Below are 18,141 nucleotides of genomic sequence, written 5' to 3'. Positions count from 1 at the left end.
GAATCGGTTATTCTGTGTATTCGGTTTCTCCTGTCCATGCGAGCATACCGCCCACCATATTACGGACCTTATAGCCCTGGTCCTGCAGATAATGACAGACATTTCCACTGCGGGCACTGGAGCGGCAAATAAAGATATATTCTTTATCCTTATCAAAATAATCGAGGTGATCAGGAATATCCCCCATACGAATATGCTTTGCCCCTGGTACCATCCCGAAAACAACTTCGTTATCTTCTCTTACATCCACTAGCTCAAGCTTTTCCCCTGCCTCAAGCTTCTTTTGTAATTCTTCTGGTGTGATTGTTTGAATTTCTTCCATTAAGTCCATCCCCTTTAGGAAAAAACAGCCCCAGCGAAGGGGCCGTCCTTGTATTCTAATTAGCTACGATATTAACAAGTTTACCTGGAACCGTTATGACCTTGCGAACTGTTTTTCCTTCAATTTGTTCTTTTATGTGAGCATCTTCCATCGCAATTCCTTCAAGCGATTCTTTACTTGCATCTGTTGGTACCATTAGTTTTGTCTTAACTTTACCATTCACTTGAATGACAATTTCAACTTCCTCATCAACTAATTTTGCCTCATCATAGGCAGGCCATGCTTCATAAGTAATTGTTTCGCTGTGCCCTAACTTTTCCCAAAGCTCTTCAGCAATATGCGGGCAAACAGGGGAAAGCAATTTAACGAAACCTTCCACATATTCTTTTGGAAGTACGGTTGCTTTATAGGCTTCATTAATGAATACCATCATTTGTGAAATGGCTGTATTAAATCTTAAGCCTTCATAATCCTCTGTCACTTTTTTCACGGTTTGATGATACACTTTTTCCAATGTCGATGTCACTTCATTTGCTTTAATTTTTGCATTTAATTCCCCGTTTTCTTCGACCAATAAACGCCAGATACGATCTAAGAAGCGGCGGGAACCATCCAATCCATTTGTCGACCACGCAATTGAGGCATCAAGTGGACCCATGAACATTTCATAAAGGCGAAGCGTATCAGCACCATGGCTGTCAACGATATCATCAGGGTTTACGACATTCCCTTTTGACTTACTCATTTTTTCATTACCTTCGCCCAAAATCATGCCTTGGTTAAATAACTTTTGGAATGGTTCTTTGGTTGGAACAACCCCGATATCGAATAAGAATTTATGCCAGAAGCGGGCATAAAGTAAATGTAATACCGCATGTTCAGCACCGCCAATGTAAATATCAACAGGAAGCCAATGATTTAGTTTTTCCTGTGAAGCAAGTGCTTGATCATTTTTCGGATCAATATAGCGTAAATAATACCAGCAGCTGCCTGCCCATTGCGGCATCGTATTGGTTTCACGACGTCCCTTTTTACCTGTTACTGGGTCTATGACATTAACGAAGTCCTCGATAACAGCTAGTGGCGATTCACCTGTTCCAGATGGACGAATCTCAGTTGTTTTTGGTAACATCAGTGGAAGCTGATCTTCCGGAACGGCTGTCATTGTGCCATCTTCCCAATGGATAATCGGAATCGGCTCACCCCAATAACGCTGGCGGCTAAATAGCCAATCGCGTAAGCGGAAGGTTACTTTCTTGGTTCCGATTCCCTTTTCTTCTAACCATGCAATCATTTTTTGAATGGCCTCTGTTTTATCCATGCCATTTAAAAATTCGGAGTTAATATGTTCACCGTCGCCTGTGTAGGCTTCTTTTTCAACATCTCCACCAGCGACAACTGCTTTAATCGGAAGATTGAATTCTTTTGCGAATTCAAAATCACGCTCGTCGTGGGCAGGAACCGCCATAATTGCACCCGTACCGTAGCTGACTAAAACGTAGTCGGCGATCCAGATTGGCATTTTCTCACCATTAGCAGGATTGATGGCATAAGCGCCAGTAAATACACCAGTCTTTTCTTTGGCAAGATCTGTGCGCTCCAAATCACTCTTCGTTTTCACTTTATCCAAATATGCATCAACGGCGGCGCGCTGTTGGGCTGTTGTAATTTTATCAACAAACGAATGTTCAGGAGCAAGCACCGCGTACGTAGCACCAAATAAGGTATCAGGGCGGGTAGTGAATACTGTGAATGTCTCTTCGTGTCCTTCGATTGAGAATGTTACTTCAGCACCTTCTGACCGGCCAATCCAGTTGCGTTGCATTTCCTTTAAGCTTTCCGGCCAATCAAGTTCTTCTAAGTCTTCTAGTAAACGGTCACCGTAAGCGGTGATTCTTAGCATCCATTGCTTCATTGGACGGCGTTCAACAGGGTGTCCGCCACGCTCACTTTTGCCATCAATGACCTCTTCGTTTGCAAGTACCGTTCCAAGTGCTGGGCACCAGTTTACCGCCACTTCATCAATGTACGCTAGGCCTTTTTCAAATAGTTTTAAGAAAATCCATTGGGTCCATTTGTAATATTCAGGGTCCGTCGTGTTGACTTCTCGATCCCAATCATAGGAGAAGCCTAATGATTTAATTTGGCGGCGGAAAGTATTGATATTTTGTTCCGTGAATTCTGCAGGGTCGTTACCAGTATCTAGAGCGTACTGTTCTGCCGGTAAGCCGAACGCGTCCCATCCCATTGGATGTAGAACATTGTACCCTTGCATCCGTTTTAAGCGGGAAAGAATATCAGTTGCTGTATAGCCTTCAGGGTGTCCCACATGTAGTCCTGCACCTGATGGATATGGAAACATATCTAGAGCGTAGAATTTTCTTTTGTCATATTCTTCGCTTGTTTTAAATGTTTTTTCTTCTTCCCACTTTTTTTGCCATTTCTGTTCGATTTGATTATGGTCAAAACTCATATTTGTTGCCTCCTTAAAATAAAAAAACCCCCTCATCCCAAAAAGGGACGAGAGGATTGTATGTATCTTCCCGCGGTACCACCCACATTAGTGTAAAAAAACACTCGCTTCATTCATCCTTAACGCGGAAAACGGCAAGCCTTACTAATCCTTCACGCTTGCAACTCAAAGGCGAGTTCATGATGTACCCGGTTGACTTCCACCAGCCGTCAACTCTCTTTTGAACGGGTAAGAACCACTACTACTCCTGATCACTGTCTTTAAAATATAAAGTATTACGGTTATTGTATTAAATTTTCAATCAGTATGCAAGGCAAACAATCGCCTATTTTCAGGATAGACAAAATATCAGGCTGGTAAACCAAAAATAAAAGGCCAAAGAAGATTTACTTCCTTGTCCGTGTGGAGTGGACAAATGCTAGAATTGTCCATGAACGGTACCTGTCACCACTTTTGTTTTTATGTTTCGATCGTATAGAATTGTGGTACCTATTGCGATTAGGAATAGGACTATTAATATGGTGAATAATGCTGACATGTTATACATGTCGACGATCATTCCTCCCATTAACGGTCCAAGCATTCGGCCACCTGTTGCGGTGCTATTGACGATTCCTTGGTAGAAGCCCTCCCGACCCTTGGGAGCTAAAGTAAAAGCAACTGTTGGTACAGCTGGCCAGATGAACATTTCACCGATGGTTAAGATAATCATCCCGACTAGGAAACCTGAGAACGCGATTGATTTCCCTGCAACGATAAATGAAACAATAAAAATAGCAATTCCAATAATCATTTGCAGCTTTAATGAGGCTGAAAGTCGTTTCAAGACTATATTTAGGAGCGGTTGTCCCACGACAATTAGTGCCCCATTTATCGACCATAATAAGCTATACTGCGTTAATGTAATATGAATTTCTTGTGTATACGAGGCAATCGTAGTTTGCCACTGAACATAGGCAACCCAGCACAGCAAATAACCAGTACAGAGAATCAATAAGGCATAAAGGTTTTTTCTGTTCTTTGCCATTGGAACATTAATATCGGTAATAGTTTGTTTTCCTGACTCCACTAAGATTCCTTTATAGCCAAACACGGCTATTAGTATAAAGAGGACATACATAATAGTATTTGCTAGGAAAATGAGTTGAAAGGAATAAGCAGCAACAATTCCTCCGAGGGACGCTCCTAAGGCTACGCCAAAATTCTGGGCAACATAAATGGCGTTAAATGCCTTTCGACCGCCTTCTTTCCAAACCGAACCTGCCATTGCGTACATCGAAGGAAAAATAATTCCGGTACCGAACCCAATGATGATTTGAAAGACAATATATTCTGGCCAGCCATGCCATAATGTTAAGCCGATGAGGGCAGCGAGGGTAATAGAAATTCCCAAAATGATCGATTTGTAGCCGCCCATTTTATCAAATAAACTGCCGCCATATAGGTTTCCTATTACGCTAGCTCCAGAGTTTAACATTAATACGATTCCAGCTATAGATAAGGACTTCCCTAGATAATCATGAATATAGATTGTATTTAAAGGCCATAAAAAAGAAGAACCAGTTACATTTACGACCATTCCAATTATTAAAAGCCATAGAGCACGCGGCATGTAAAACGTCCCTTCATAATTCACTGTAATTCTATTTCCAAGGACTTATTCTATTCCTTTTTCAAGTGGGGCGCAATCCTTTTTCTTTTCCATTAGTGGTGGGAGATGATCCTAAAAGCCTTACAATCTTCTAAAAAATGATTGCAGTTACTAGACAGCGGAAGTTGGAAGTTTTTTGCGGAATATCGCTTAAAAAGGGGGAATACGGAAAGGTTCATCGTATTCTTGCTTTGATAATTCCTCGCTATTTTTTAAATGTAAAAAGGATGATGACTTAAACCACCACCCTTCAATCTATTAATTTTTATGAAATGTCACTTTGTTTTTTCCTGTACGTTTAGAGACGTAGAGTGCTTCGTCTGCAAATCGGATAATTTCAGTAGGTCCGGTCTCCTCTTCTTCCCATACTGCTGCTCCCACGCTACAGCCTACTCGAATCTTTTCATTGACTAGTTCGAATGGTTTATTCAAACTCCTAATGACCTTTTCAGCTACGACGGATGCACCTTGAACAGGGTCGGCAGAAGTATACAGGACAATAAGGAACTCGTCCCCACCCAACCTGAACACGCCCTCATCACCCCTGACGCAGTCTTTTAATCTCTGTGCTGCTTCTTGTAATAGGAGGTCACCAATTTGGTGTCCATATGTGTCGTTAACTTGCTTGAATCCATCCAAATCAAGATACAGGAATGTAATTGTCCGTCCTAATGGTTTTGCTCGCTTCGCCGCCTTTTCGAGATACGGATCGAGGGCAATCCGGTTCATTAAACCCGTCAATTTATCATGGTGCGCAAGGCTCTCCATTTTCCCCAAATCGGAAACCGACTGTACAAGTGAATCAACCAACTCCCTTAAAGATAACGATAGGATTTCGATATCTTTGATGCCTCGATAATAGGGAATTTCCACTTTTTCTCCTGCCCTTAACAGATTGGCGGAGTTGGTAATACTTTGGAGCGGTTTTGTAATATACCCTGCAATGAACCATCCCACAAAAGCAAACACTAGTGACAAAATTAGGCCAATGTTGAGAATCGATTTCTGCAATTCTTCAACGGGGGCAAAAGCTGTTTTCTCTGGGATCCGAACAAGAATCGACCAACCTAATCCTGGATAGCTCTGATAACCGTCACCTAATGCATAACCTGTTAAATACTTTTCTCCATCTGTCCATGTTTCCAGCAACCAGTTGTTCTGCCCCTTTTGTGCAAGTTTAATACTCTCTAAGTTTAGAGGTTGACCTACTGCCGATTTTGGACCTAATATAACCGTACGATCTTTTTGACTTATCACAAAAATTTCTGCTGCTTTGGTCCTATCCTTTAAAGGCTTGAGAATTTCTTGTTGTACCTGACGAGACCATTCCCAGCTTAGGTGTGCCCCAAGTACGCCTACCAATTTTCCATTCTTTCCTACAACCGGTCTGCTTATATCCACAAACTGCAGCGGCTCACCGTTAGGGTTAGGCAGAATCTTTGCTAAGAGCACGGCATCATGGACATCTCCAATAAACCGGCCTTTTATTCCCTCTTGAAAGACTGGACGTTTAGAAACATCGGCATTCTCCAAAATCTTATCTGTGGCCACTAGAACCTTTCCATTTACATCGGTCAATCCAATCCAAGAAAATGAAGGAAAGCTGTCTTGCAGCTGATTAAGTAATTGCTGGACCTTTTCTTTATCATTTGGTTCCTGGAGGTCCTTTAACTGGCTTAATACATCAATTTCACCTACACGAGACCACATAAAGAAGTCAAGTTTATCAGCCATTTGATAAGCTGTGGCTGATAGTGTATTCCCAATTTCATTTTCAATTTTGTCGCTAGATTTCTGACCAATCATAAGACTTAAGATCGTAGTTAATGCGAAAATCCCTAAAGCAAATAGTACAGCAACGTATGTACGGAGTTTTAAATTCATTTTAATTGTTCTCCTCATCTCAAAAAAACAGTATATAGGGGTATTTTTGGTAAGACTTTACCTACCAACTCTTGAAAAACATCATAACAAGTTTAGACATAAAATGACATGGTTTTTAGGAATTCAAACTACTATTTTCGACATTAAGAACGTGTACTTCGATAAAAAAACAGATAGAACTGTATTATCCCGCCAACCTGCGATTGGATTCCGCCAAATTTCGAAATGATTCCGCCAAACCTTATAATTTCCCCTTAATACCAACTTCACACAAAAAACACTGTCCTCATAAAAGCAACAGTGTTTTCCTGACGATATCAAATTTTTTCTACCATTGTAAAGATCTAATTGAAAGATTATTTCTTCGGAACTGCTGGAACAATTGGCGCTTGTGCAGGAAAATAGGAATTGACGGCTGCATCTTTTTTCTTCTCATTAACTTTTTCAGCAAGTACAGCCTTTTTCACTTTTTCAATTTCCTTATCCAACTCTTCCATCTTGACACCTTTTTTCACAAGCTCTTCGGTGGCAAGACGAATCGCCTTGTTTGATTGGACTACTGATTCTCTTAGTGAATCCATCGATCCTTGTGGATTATGGAAACCAGCGGAGTTCTCAGCGGCAATGATATCCCAGAACCATTGTCCTTTACGAACAAATTCTTGTGCTTGCTTGATTTTTTCTTGACTCACACCAGTTGTAATCATTTTGTTTACATAATAGTGTGATGTCGTAGAAATATCTTGTGCTTCATGTAATGCACTTACATTCGCTTCTTGAATTTCAAGAACACGATCTTTCAATTTATCTAAATCACGGTCACCGTGACACTGACCGCATGAAGTTTGCATTGTTTTCAGTGGAGAAGTCCACCAGTGTGACGTGATCTTTCTTTTTCCATCGACACGCTCATATGGCATATGGCAATCTGCACATGAAACATTGGCCTTACCATGAGTTCCTGATGAATGTGTTTCATATTCAGGATGCTGAGACTTTAACATCGGAGTTCCAGAAATATTGCTAATCCAGTCTTTTTCAAATCCTTTTTCTTTAGCAATTGTGCTGTAATACTCGTACATTTCTTCTGGTTTAAAGCCCTTTGTCCACGGGAATGTTACTTCACTATTATCCGCTGCGAAATAATATTCCACGTGACACTGACCGCAAACATAGCTCCGCATATCATTTTTCGTTGGGTTTGAAACATCTACCCCCTTCGCTTTTAAAGCTTTATAAAAGCTGGGACGAGTCACACGTAAATCCATTGTTTTTGGATCATGACAGTCAGAACAGCCAATTGGTGAGTGACCCATTGCTTCCCCTTTAGGCCAGATATCTTTGTTAAAATTAGCGCCCCAATAGCTGTCACCCATTTCTTTAATCATTTTTGGAACGGCTGTAGATTTACATGTATAACAAGAACCCACAGATTTATCGGTGATTCGTTTCACATTACGAATATCTTCTAAAGCGTATGTATGTCCCCGCTCTTCGTTATATTCAGTCGCAAATCCATATCCATTGAAGAGGATTGGCAACAACGGCTCTTTGTCAGCATCATACTTGCTGCGTTTTACAGAACCGCCGTATGTTGTATCTTCCATTTTTTCATTTTTCTTATAGCTATTATATTGAAGCGGAAATATGTCCTTAAATGCTTCATTACTAATTTCATCGGCTGAGAGCCCTGTTGTCTTCTTACCTGCTGCGGAAGCGGTTTTCTCACTGGATTCGTTGCTGCTACACCCAGTAATAATCAGAATTAACGCTAGCAGGAGAAGATATGCCCCATTTCGAAACCTTCCCATTTCTAAAATCCTCCCTTATTCTCTAATAACTTTCCTGATACAGGTGGCTTATTATAACTGTCATCTTTAAAGCCTTTCCCGTGTGGTACTGTTTTGTGACAGGAAATACATTTTTCTTTTGCATCATGCGATACATTGTCCAGCGTACTTTTATGGCAGGAAATACAGTTATCATTCATGATACTTTCGGTTCTATCCGTCGCCTCAATCACATTTGGTATCTTCTTCGTTCCAAGTGTGTTGAAATAAATATGTGTCATCCCTGCGCGGCCTTTAAAGAATAATTTACCCACCTCACTTTTATGTGGTAGATGGCAGTCATTACACTGTAAATCGGAATGCGTAGAATTCGTGAATGACTTATGAACGGATTTCATCGTATGACAGTTTTGACAAAAACCAGGTGAATCCAAGTAGGCCATTGTTTTTACGGTTGAAAAAGATAAAAACACACCAATCAGAAGTGCCAACACAATTAAAAACTTTTTGTCCATTTTCAGCAGTTTTTTAAACATTTACTTCACCTCCCATAAAAAATTTTTCTCTCTCTTTTTATATAGTTAAAGTACATTTCTGTACCTTAATCCCAAATGCATCATGCTTTTGTTCCAGCACGTTTTCTCTTCCTTAGCAAAAATGTAAGCGCACTTACCGAGAGGACACTAACCCCACTAAAAGCTCCAACAGCTAGGCCATTAGATTTATTGTCCTTTTCATCCATTGTATGCGTCTTCATAAGTTCAGAAGTAGGTTTCAATTCACTACGAACATAGGTAAGGGTAAAGACTTTTTCTTCCCCTGCTTTTACATGTTGAAAAAGATAGGAATATGTATTTTTCTCATCGCCATGATTTTCTTTTTCTGAAGGGGTTGGCGTGATTTTCACTTTTTCAGCATTATTTGGCGTTGTAAAAATTACATCTACCAAGTCAATATCAGCAAAACTATTAAATTTGTACTGGAGTGTTTTTTGATCTTTTTTTACATTGATGCTCTCTGAATAAAACTCGATAACAAATTTATATCGTTCTCTCGGCCCAATTTCTTCGCTAGTTGCCCATGAAATAGTCCCTTTTTCTGGGTCAATCGTATATTCAATTTCATATGCCTTACTTAAATCACTAGAGTAATCGGCAACATAGCCAATTCGAAAATCATTCTCTTTCATCGGCAGTGGTATTTCAATTTTTCCTGTTTGCGGCTGGTCCGAGTTGTTGACCATCGTTCCTTGATACCCAATTAATAATGGGACATGATCCTTCTCTTTATCGTTGGGATGATAGGTGTATTCCGGCATTACTTGAATAGCTAATTCCTCCAAACTTAACAGGCTTTCACTTTCAGCCAAGCCTTTTGAAGGACACAATAAGACAAGGAGTACGCTAACCATCAATATGTACTTTTTCATGTAGTTAATTCCTTTCATCAAGGTTTACATATGGATAAAATGTGAACTTGTTCACAAAAACACCGAAAAATATTGTTAGGTGAACCGATCTCTCGTCCTGTTCAACTAACAAAAAGGGAGGTTTTGATATGAATTTTGCTAACCCATACCTTATTTAAACCATTTTATGAAAATGCAAACTGTGATGCACATCACAAATAATACAACACATGTTACCAAATTATGAACGGCATTTTCCTTCTATTTTTAAGGTGTTTTTGTTGAAAAATTGTCATTTCAAGTGTTTTTCAGCACTTTTTTGTGGTTTCTTGCAAATATTTTTTTCAAAAAAAAAGGACCCTCTCATCGAAAAAAAATGAGGGATCCTTCCTTATTTTAGGAAGATTGGTTTTTTTCTTGGTGAAATTTGGATTTTACTGGTTGTCCTCCTGTTTTTTCATAGTTCTTCTTTGCTTGCTTTACAAGATCAAAATCTTGTCCGAGCTCTAGATCTTGATTATTAGTTCCATTCCGTGTTTTCTGTTCGGGATTTTGTTGTTTGGAACGCTTTTTCAAAGGTTTTCCCCCTCTAGAATCATTGTGTTCTGTAGCTGTTGAAGCTGGAGTCTCATTCTATGGAGTTGGTCCCTTTGCTGCGAATTTGCACTGTGGGCCATTTTGGTAATGTCTTGGTAAGTATCTTCAAGCTGTTGCAGTGCCTTTGTGTAATCATCATCATTATACTGCTCTTGAAGGCTGCTTTGTTTGTACTGTTCCTCGGCATAGCGAATTGCATCCTCAACCTGTTGCATTAAGTTGTCCATTGAGTCGCGAGTAGCCATCGTTAGAACCCCCTTCTTTAATAACTCAATCCCTTGAATCTCTAGAAGCATATTGCTTCACTTCTTATTGTGTTCTCCATTCTATTTCCTATAACACAATTAGCTGGATAATTTTTTACCAAGCAGGTTCGTAAATAATTACATTTGGATAGCTAGTCATATCATGTTAAAATTGATGTTATGCTCTTTTACTTTTAATAAAGGAGGTTTTCTGATTGAGTCAGATTAGACCTTTTCTATATGCATCTGATGATAAACGTTACCATACTTGGAATTACCACCTACGCGAGCAATTTGGTCATAAGGTGTTTAAGGTGGCACTCGATGGCGGCTTTGACTGCCCTAACCGTGACGGCACTGTCGCACACGGGGGATGCACCTTTTGTAGTGCGTCTGGATCAGGCGATTTTGCCGGTAATCGTGTCGAGACCCTGGAAACACAATTTAACGACATAAAAGAAAAAATGCACACAAAATGGAAAGATGGCAAATACATGGCCTACTTTCAGGCATTTACAAATACCCATGCACCTGTAGATGTTCTTCGTGAAAAATACGAATCAGTTTTACAGCAGGAAGGCGTAGTGGGTTTATCGATTGCAACCCGTCCTGATTGTCTACCCGATGATGTTGTCGAGTATTTAGCAGAACTAAACAAACGCACCTATTTATGGGTGGAACTTGGACTGCAAACCGTGCACGAGCGTACAGCCTTATTGATCAATCGTGCCCATGATTTTCAATGTTATAAAGACGGAGTGAATAAGCTACGAGCGCATGGCATTCGCATTTGCTCCCACATCATCAATGGTCTGCCGCTTGAATCCTATGACATGATGATGGAAACAGCGCAGGAAGTCGCCAAGTTAGATGTCCAAGGAATCAAGATTCATTTACTTCATTTGTTAAAAGGGACGCCAATGGTCAAGCAATATGAAAAAGGAATGCTTGAGTTTATGTCCCAAGAAGATTATGTCGACTTAGTATGCGACCAATTAGAAATTTTACCACCGGAAATGATTGTTCACCGGATTACAGGTGATGGACCGATCGACTTAATGGTTGGACCGATGTGGAGTGTTAACAAGTGGGAAGTCTTAAATGCAATTGATGCTAAACTGAAGGAAAGGAACAGTTGGCAGGGTAAATTTTATCAAGGGAACTTGGTGAAGTAACCATGAACATAGATAAGATTCTACCGTTCGCGAAGAACCTACTCAAAAAAGCGATTAAACCTGGAGATGTTGTTGTTGATGCGACCCTAGGTAATGGCTATGATACGGTTTTCCTGGCAGAGCTTGTTGGTGAATCAGGCCACGTATTTGGGTTTGATATTCAAGAAGAAGCAATCGTGGCTAGCAAGGAACGGTTGACACTGCAATCCCTGTCAGAGCGAGTTACACTTTTCCATTCAGGTCATGAGCAGCTTAGCCAATTGATTCCCGGCAACTACCATGGCACGGTGTCAGGCACCATTTTTAATTTAGGCTATCTTCCCGGCAGTGATAAAGCGATTGTTACGAGGCCTGAAACAACAATTGCTGCCATTGAACAACTATTGGAAATTTCCAAACCCGAAGGAATCATTGTGTTAGTTATTTACCATGGTCACAAAGGCGGAGCCGAAGAGCGAGATTCTTTGCTTACCTATTGCAGGCAAATTAATCAAAAGAGAGCACATGTGCTCCAATACCAATTTATCAATCAACAAAATAGTCCAGCGTTTATTATTGCGATAGAAAAAATATAAACCAGGCTCCCGCCTGGTTTATTTTGTTATTAATCTGGTTAAAAATGCCGGAACTGACTTTTGTACAGATCGGTAGGCAAGGCCGTTGAAATAAAAGAAATAACTAATCCACCCGCCCGATTTGATAATTCCTCTTGCTAATTTACGAACGTTCTTCTGCTTGCGTACCTTAGCATCAGATAAATAAATTCCTAACAGACCACGGTTTATCAAGCGATGGAAACTTTTATGCGGAAGAAATTCCGTGTGCCGATCTGCTTCGACAATAAAATGTTTTAACCGCTTAAAAAGTGTTTCCTCACTATGATAATAGGAACAAAAATTCAAATCCCCACCGATAATATCTTCTTCTTGATCTATAAAATAATCCAAAAGAATATGTAGGCCCTGAATGTATGGAAAGTAGCCCTTACGAATATTTTCCGCATCACTCTGCTGAAAATCATCACGAAATGCATAGGACACAAGGCAGAAAATGCCTAAGGTAGAACCGGAGCAAGCCGAAAATTCAAACCATTCCATTTCAGGTAAGTGGTGCTGATTTGTTTGAAACCATTTTTCCAGCCGCGGCACTCGTTCCTCCATAATGACATGCTTGTGAATTTGTAAATCACAATAATATTGGCAAAGCTCCAACAAGTATGGCTTAATCCCATCATAATCTTTTAGTTCGCTAAGGACAGAACGGCAGGTCTCTGATAAATCATTCAAATAATTATCATCATCCTGATCTTCGCGGAGCCGGTAATAGTTTTTCCTTTCAGCACTTAGGACGAGTGCATCGGCCATTGATTCATGGAGTGCAGTAAAATCCATAGGATCAAGTGATGTCGATCTGTCACATAGATTATCTAAATAATCGCTAATGGTTTGGTAGGCAACAATGAATTTTATTGCCTTTTTATAGTCGTCTTTAGCGGTTAGTGCAAGGATGGCTCCACCCTCGCAATGAAACGTTTTCGTATTAATACTAGCAAGAGCTTGCGTTCTTAATTCCTCGTTTGGAATTTTTTCAGCACGGCTTTTCCAATAAGCCAATTCTTTGTGTACAGCTGGAAGTATTTTGCGATATACCCTGGACATAAGGGTGATTGGCATCATTGAAACCGACAACCTTTCTAAACAATATAACCGATTGCTTTTAATTGACTATATACAAAATCCTTTGCGTATTCAAATACCTCTTCCCGCTCTGGTTCATTAAAGATTTCATGATAGCACTTCGGCCATTCCTTAAATCTTTTTTCAGAAAGCGGAACATGATTAAACCATTCCTTTACGGTGGCTTTATTAACGATTTTGTCATCTCCGCCTTGCATAACGAGCATCGGGATATCCTGAATTTTCCCAAGATCTTCAAATGCTTGTTTCATCGCTCCTACCAGTTCTCGATACCACCTGATGGAAACCTTAGTCACATAAAGTGTATCATTTGCATCCGCTTCACGGACCTCATCATTTCTAGTTGCCATTTGGACCGTCAATCCGGAATTGATCCGAAGTGAAGGGAAAACAACATTCAAACCATGCGATAATATATCAAGAAATTTGGACGGGGTATGAACTAACCCTAAACACGGAGAAGAAAGAATTACACCTGCAACATTCAGTCTTTCTTCTTGTAAAATTCGAATAGAGATTAATCCGCCCATGCTATGACCAAGTAAAAAGACTGGTAATTCGTAACGATAGGCAGCCTGTATCCAATCCTTCACTTCATAAATATAATCGTCAAAGGAGTTAATATGACCGCGGTTGGCTCTTGTCGTCATCCCCTGGCCCGGAAGGTCTGCCATAATAACATGGAAACCGGATGAACGCCACATCTCAATCAGCCAGCCATAACGGCGATGATGTTCCATTGCACCATGGACCATTACAATCACCGCTTTCGCTTCCCCTTCTGCTTCCCACTTCCACATAGTAGTTTTCCCCCCTAAAATCATCCATACCAATTAGGAAAAATTTAAATCGTACTGCTTAAACAAAAAAGACGAATTATTTTTAATAGCTCCCTACTTCCGATAAAATAGTATCAATATGGAAAAGGAGCGAGTAGAATGATTTATCCTTATAAAGATAAGTACCCCCACATTGCAGATACTGCTTATATAGCCGATTATGTAACCATTTCTGGAGATGTTGTAATTGGTGATGAGTCAAGCGTCTGGTTTAACACAGTCATCAGAGGGGATGTAGCCCCGACCGTTATCGGAAAAAGAGTAAATATCCAAGATAATTCTATCTTACACCAAAGTCCCAATAACCCGCTAATTTTAGAAGATGAAGTTACCATTGGACATCAGGTGATTTTACACAGTTGCATTATTAGAAAAAAAGCATTAATTGGCATGGGATCGATTATCCTTGATAATGCTGAAATTGGCGAAGGGGCTTTTATTGGTGCAGGCAGCCTTGTTCCCCAAGGAAAAAAGATTCCCCCTAATACCTTAGCATTTGGCAGACCTGCAAAAGTTATTAGAGAATTAACAGAAGAAGACATTAAAGATATGGTAAGAATCTCTACAGAATATGCGGAGAAGGCCCAATATTATAAGTCGATACAATCATCATAATGAAAAAGCAAAGCACCCAAATTTGGGTGCTTTTGCTTTTTCATTAATTTTTTGAAGTTTGCAATGCTTTTTCTAATTTATAATCACGTTGAAAGGAATAGACATCCTCAACATATACTTGGTGCCATACCATAAACATTAACACCGTCCAAATTTTCCGGCTGTTATCCGCTTTCCCCTGGCAATGGTCTTCGAGCAAGCGAAGGACATATGATTTATTAATCAAATGATCGGTATTGCTTTCACGAATGATTGTTTTTGCCCATTCGTTCATCTCATTCTTTAACCAGTGGCGGATTGGCACAGGGAAACCTAATTTCCTGCGATCAAGCACATGGGCAGGAACTATACCCTCTGCCGCTTTACGCAAGATATACTTCGTTGTCCCATGAACTGTTTTCAGATTGGTTGGGATTTTTGAAGCGACCTCGAAGACTGCCTTATCAAGGAATGGCACCCTTAATTCTAAGGAATGAGCCATTGTCACTCGATCTGCCTTCAGTAAAATATCACCGCGCATCCAGGTATGGATATCAATATACTGCATCCGGTCAACTGGATCGTATCCACGTGATTCGGCATAAAGAGGCTTAGTAATATCGGTATAATCTAAACCTTGACGATAAACATTTAATAGTTCACGCTTTTCTTCTTCCGTAAACATTTTCGCGTTACCAATATAGCGTTCCTCCATTGGAGTTACACCACGTTCGATAAAGCTTTTCCCTCTCATTCCTTCAGGCATCATGTTAGCGATCCCTTTTAAAAGCACTTTTCCTGCTCGAGGAATTTTATTAAATACCTCTAATGATTGCGGTTCATGATAAATATTATAACCGCCAAATAATTCATCCGCCCCTTCACCAGAAAGAACAACGGTGACATGCTTTCTTGCCTCACGAGCCACAAAATAAAGCGGAACGCAGGCAGGGTCTGCCAATGGATCATCCATATGCCACATGATTTTTGGAATTTCATTCATATACTCCTGTGGTGAGATCACATAACTGATATTTTCAACACCAAGCTTATCAGCAGTCTCTTTTGCCACATCGATTTCACTGAATCCATTATGCTCAAACCCGACTGAGAAAGTTTTAATCGCAGGGTGGAATTCCTTGGCAATCGAAGCAATAATCGACGAATCAATCCCACCTGACAGGAACGAACCAACTGGAACATCACTGCGCATATGCATTTTGACAGAGTCGAAAAGAACATCTTTAATTTCTTTGATAAAATCAGGTTCTGATTTGTGGACTGGCTTAAAGTATGCCTTCCAATATCGTTTGATTTCCATTGGCGAACCAATTTTTTTAGTAAAAAAGTGGCCCGGCTCTAATTTCTTAATCCCATCAGACATGGTATTTGGTTCAGGAACAAATTGATAGGTTAAATAATGCTGGAGTGAATCATAATTTAACACATCATTTTCAAGACTTAGCAGAATACTCTTTTTCTCTGAGGCAAAAAAGGTTCGCTCCCCATCTTCCATATAAAAGAATGGTTTAATCCCAAATGGATCACGTGCCCCATAAAGTGTTTGTTCTTGTTTATCCCAAATCACAAAGGAAAACATTCCTCGTAATTTTTCAACTGCTCTTTCCTTCAGATGGCTGTAGAGGGCAATAATGACCTCCGTATCGGAGCTGGTAGAAAACGTTAACCCTTCGTTTAGCAGTTCTTCACGAAGCTCAACATAGTTATAAACTTCACCGTTAAAAATAATCCAATAACGCTCATTTTCATACGTAAGCGGCTGGTGCCCACTCTCAATATCAATGATACTTAATCGGCGGAACCCAAATTGGATATGGTCATCATAGTAAAAACCATCATCATCCGGGCCACGATGCGTTATAATATCGTTCATATTTTTAAATTGTTGTTTTTGTTCTTCACTATAGTTTTGTGTTTTATCGTGTACACAACCTATAAAGCCACACATTATGTACCTCACCTCATTCTAAATATCCTATAAAAAGGATGGATTGCTCAGAAAGCACCAACATTTTTTGTTGGAGCAAGTTAGAAAACATACTCTCTAATACTACCACTTTTTTTCTAAAAAATGCACTGTGAACTATAGGTAAATTTACTATCCACATTTTTCACTTCTTTGTACCTGGTTAAACATTTCATTTTATGTAAACAAAGATATATTGTACAGGTAAATAGACGTATAAATGAAAACAGGAGTTACATGTCGTATGTAACTCCCCACTTTTTCTATTTATAAATTAGCTTGGTTTCGTAATGAATCTACTTTGTCGGTTCGCTCCCAAGGTAAGTCAACATCTGTACGACCAAAATGACCATAGGCTGCCGTTTGTTTGTAAATTGGGCGGCGAAGATCCAACATGTTAATGATCCCTGCTGGACGAAGGTCAAAGTTATCACTTACTAAATTAACAAGAACATCTTCGCTTACTTTGCCCGTTCCAAACGTATCAACAGCAATAGAAACAGGGCGTGCTACACCAATCGCATAGGCCAGTTGAACTTCACACTTTTCAGCAAGACCAGCAGCAACGATGTTTTTAGCCACATAACGTGCAGCATAGGCTGCGGACCGGTCCACTTTTGTAGGATCTTTACCGGAGAAAGCACCACCGCCATGACGAGCATAGCCGCCATACGTATCAACGATAATTTTACGGCCCGTTAACCCTGCATCCCCTTGTGGACCGCCAATAACGAAACGACCAGTTGGATTAATAAAATATTTGGTATTTTCATCAATAAGTTCTTTTGGAACTACAGGATTGATGACATATTCTTTCAAGTTACGTTGAATTTGTTCTAGCGTAACTTCTGGATTGTGTTGAGTGGAAATAACAATGGTATCAATACGTACCGGTTTATCGTTCTCATCATATTCGACAGTTACTTGTGTTTTTCCGTCTGGACGAAGGTAATCTAACACTTTATCCTTTCGGACTTCTGTTAATTTACGAGCGAGCTTATGTGCTAGTGAAATGGGAAGAGGCATAAGCTCCTTCGTTTCATTACACGCAAAACCAAACATCAATCCTTGGTCCCCTGCACCAATTGCTTCGATTTCTTGATCAGACATATGACCTTCGCGTGCTTCTAATGCTTGGTCAACACCCATCGCAATATCTGGAGACTGTTCATCAATAGATGTTAAAACAGCACATGTCTCGGAATCAAAGCCATATTTCGCACGATCATAACCAATCCCTTTAATCGTTTCACGGACAATTTTTGGAATATCTACGTATGTAGAAGTAGTTATTTCTCCAGCTACTAGCACTAGTCCCGTTGTTACTGAAGTCTCAGCCGCAACCCGCGCGTTAGCATCCTTTGCTAAAATAGCATCTAAAATGGAATCAGAAATTTGGTCACAGATCTTATCCGGATGACCTTCAGTAACTGATTCAGAAGTGAACAAACGTGCGTTTCTTGACATCTGAATTCCTCC

16 protein-coding genes and 1 other annotated feature are annotated in these 18,141 nt (G+C 40.0%); of the genes, 3 read left to right on the top strand and 13 right to left on the bottom strand.

From position 1 onward, the window contains the following. Positions 1 to 7 precede the first annotated feature (7 nt). From V7121_RS14910 to V7121_RS14870, 9 genes are all read right to left on the bottom strand, one after another. The gene (locus V7121_RS14910) at positions 8 to 322 is read right to left on the bottom strand and encodes a rhodanese-like domain-containing protein (protein ID WP_335498759.1); all 315 of its coding nucleotides are present in this window, start codon (positions 320 to 322) and stop codon (positions 8 to 10) included. Positions 323 to 377: 55 nt separating this feature from the next. Then, the gene (gene leuS / locus V7121_RS14905; RefSeq protein WP_335547066.1) at positions 378 to 2,795 is read right to left on the bottom strand and encodes a leucine--tRNA ligase; all 2,418 of its coding nucleotides are present in this window, start codon (positions 2,793 to 2,795) and stop codon (positions 378 to 380) included. A 40-nt stretch (positions 2,796 to 2,835) separates the two neighbouring features. Next, positions 2,836 to 3,059 (bottom strand) — a binding site (T-box leader). 154 nt (positions 3,060 to 3,213) lie between these two features. Beyond that, positions 3,214 to 4,407 carry an MDR family MFS transporter gene (locus V7121_RS14900; RefSeq protein WP_335547064.1) on the bottom strand — a complete coding sequence of 398 codons (1,194 nt, stop codon included), beginning with the start codon at positions 4,405 to 4,407 and terminating at the stop codon, positions 3,214 to 3,216. Between the two features lie 297 nt (positions 4,408 to 4,704). Next, positions 4,705 to 6,330: a sensor domain-containing diguanylate cyclase gene (locus tag V7121_RS14895; RefSeq protein ID WP_335547062.1), complete on the bottom strand. Its 1,626-nt coding sequence runs from the start codon at positions 6,328 to 6,330 to the stop codon at positions 4,705 to 4,707. Between the two features lie 356 nt (positions 6,331 to 6,686). Further along, the gene (locus V7121_RS14890) at positions 6,687 to 8,141 is read right to left on the bottom strand and encodes an ammonia-forming cytochrome c nitrite reductase subunit c552 (protein WP_335498753.1); all 1,455 of its coding nucleotides are present in this window, start codon (positions 8,139 to 8,141) and stop codon (positions 6,687 to 6,689) included. A 2-nt stretch (positions 8,142 to 8,143) separates the two neighbouring features. After that, positions 8,144 to 8,656: a NapC/NirT family cytochrome c gene (locus V7121_RS14885; RefSeq protein ID WP_335498750.1), complete on the bottom strand. Its 513-nt coding sequence runs from the start codon at positions 8,654 to 8,656 to the stop codon at positions 8,144 to 8,146. A gap of 80 nt (positions 8,657 to 8,736) precedes the next feature. Next, positions 8,737 to 9,549, bottom strand: a complete 813-nt coding sequence (locus V7121_RS14880) for a hypothetical protein (RefSeq protein ID WP_335547060.1) — start codon at positions 9,547 to 9,549, stop codon at positions 8,737 to 8,739. A gap of 375 nt (positions 9,550 to 9,924) precedes the next feature. Further along, positions 9,925 to 10,104, bottom strand: coding sequence for a glycogen biosynthesis protein GlgD (locus V7121_RS14875; RefSeq protein WP_335498745.1), 180 nt, complete (start codon positions 10,102 to 10,104; stop codon positions 9,925 to 9,927). After that, positions 10,101 to 10,370: a YtzC family protein gene (locus V7121_RS14870; RefSeq protein WP_098260139.1), complete on the bottom strand. Its 270-nt coding sequence runs from the start codon at positions 10,368 to 10,370 to the stop codon at positions 10,101 to 10,103. Before V7121_RS14870 ends, V7121_RS14875 begins: the two co-directional genes overlap by 4 nt. Before the next feature lie 215 nt (positions 10,371 to 10,585). On the opposite strand from V7121_RS14870, the gene V7121_RS14865 reads away from it, so the two are divergent. After that, complete coding sequence (locus tag V7121_RS14865; protein ID WP_335498741.1) at positions 10,586 to 11,545, top strand: TIGR01212 family radical SAM protein; 960 nt, start codon at positions 10,586 to 10,588, stop codon at positions 11,543 to 11,545. A gap of 2 nt (positions 11,546 to 11,547) precedes the next feature. Further along, the gene (locus V7121_RS14860) at positions 11,548 to 12,120 is read left to right on the top strand and encodes a tRNA (mnm(5)s(2)U34)-methyltransferase (RefSeq protein ID WP_335498740.1); all 573 of its coding nucleotides are present in this window, start codon (positions 11,548 to 11,550) and stop codon (positions 12,118 to 12,120) included. Positions 12,121 to 12,138: 18 nt separating this feature from the next. Here the strand turns inward: V7121_RS14860 and V7121_RS14855 are convergent, their stop codons facing one another. Together V7121_RS14855 and V7121_RS14850 are read right to left on the bottom strand one after the other, a co-directional pair. Further along, positions 12,139 to 13,221: a tetraprenyl-beta-curcumene synthase family protein gene (locus V7121_RS14855; protein WP_335547058.1), complete on the bottom strand. Its 1,083-nt coding sequence runs from the start codon at positions 13,219 to 13,221 to the stop codon at positions 12,139 to 12,141. Positions 13,222 to 13,238: 17 nt separating this feature from the next. Then, entirely contained in the window at positions 13,239 to 14,042 is an 804-nt protein-coding gene (locus V7121_RS14850) for an alpha/beta hydrolase (protein ID WP_335498735.1), read from the bottom strand. A gap of 138 nt (positions 14,043 to 14,180) precedes the next feature. Here V7121_RS14850 and V7121_RS14845 point away from each other — a divergent pair, with 138 nt between their 5' ends. Continuing rightward, positions 14,181 to 14,696 (top strand): gamma carbonic anhydrase, encoded by a 516-nt coding sequence (locus tag V7121_RS14845; RefSeq protein WP_335547057.1) that lies wholly within the window; start codon positions 14,181 to 14,183, stop codon positions 14,694 to 14,696. 43 nt (positions 14,697 to 14,739) lie between these two features. Here V7121_RS14845 and asnB read toward each other — a convergent pair whose 3' ends face one another. Both asnB and metK read right to left on the bottom strand, forming a co-directional pair. After that, complete coding sequence (gene asnB, locus V7121_RS14840) at positions 14,740 to 16,644, bottom strand: asparagine synthase (glutamine-hydrolyzing) (RefSeq protein WP_335547055.1); 1,905 nt, start codon at positions 16,642 to 16,644, stop codon at positions 14,740 to 14,742. Between the two features lie 285 nt (positions 16,645 to 16,929). Then, positions 16,930 to 18,129: a methionine adenosyltransferase gene (gene metK / locus V7121_RS14835; RefSeq protein WP_335547052.1), complete on the bottom strand. Its 1,200-nt coding sequence runs from the start codon at positions 18,127 to 18,129 to the stop codon at positions 16,930 to 16,932. Positions 18,130 to 18,141 lie beyond the last annotated feature (12 nt).

The organism is Neobacillus drentensis (assembly GCF_036962125.1).
Lineage (GTDB): Bacteria > Bacillota > Bacilli > Bacillales > Cytobacillaceae > Neobacillus > Neobacillus drentensis_B.
Note: the sequence above shows the minus strand (reverse complement) of the source record. Positions and strands in the feature narration are given on the sequence as shown.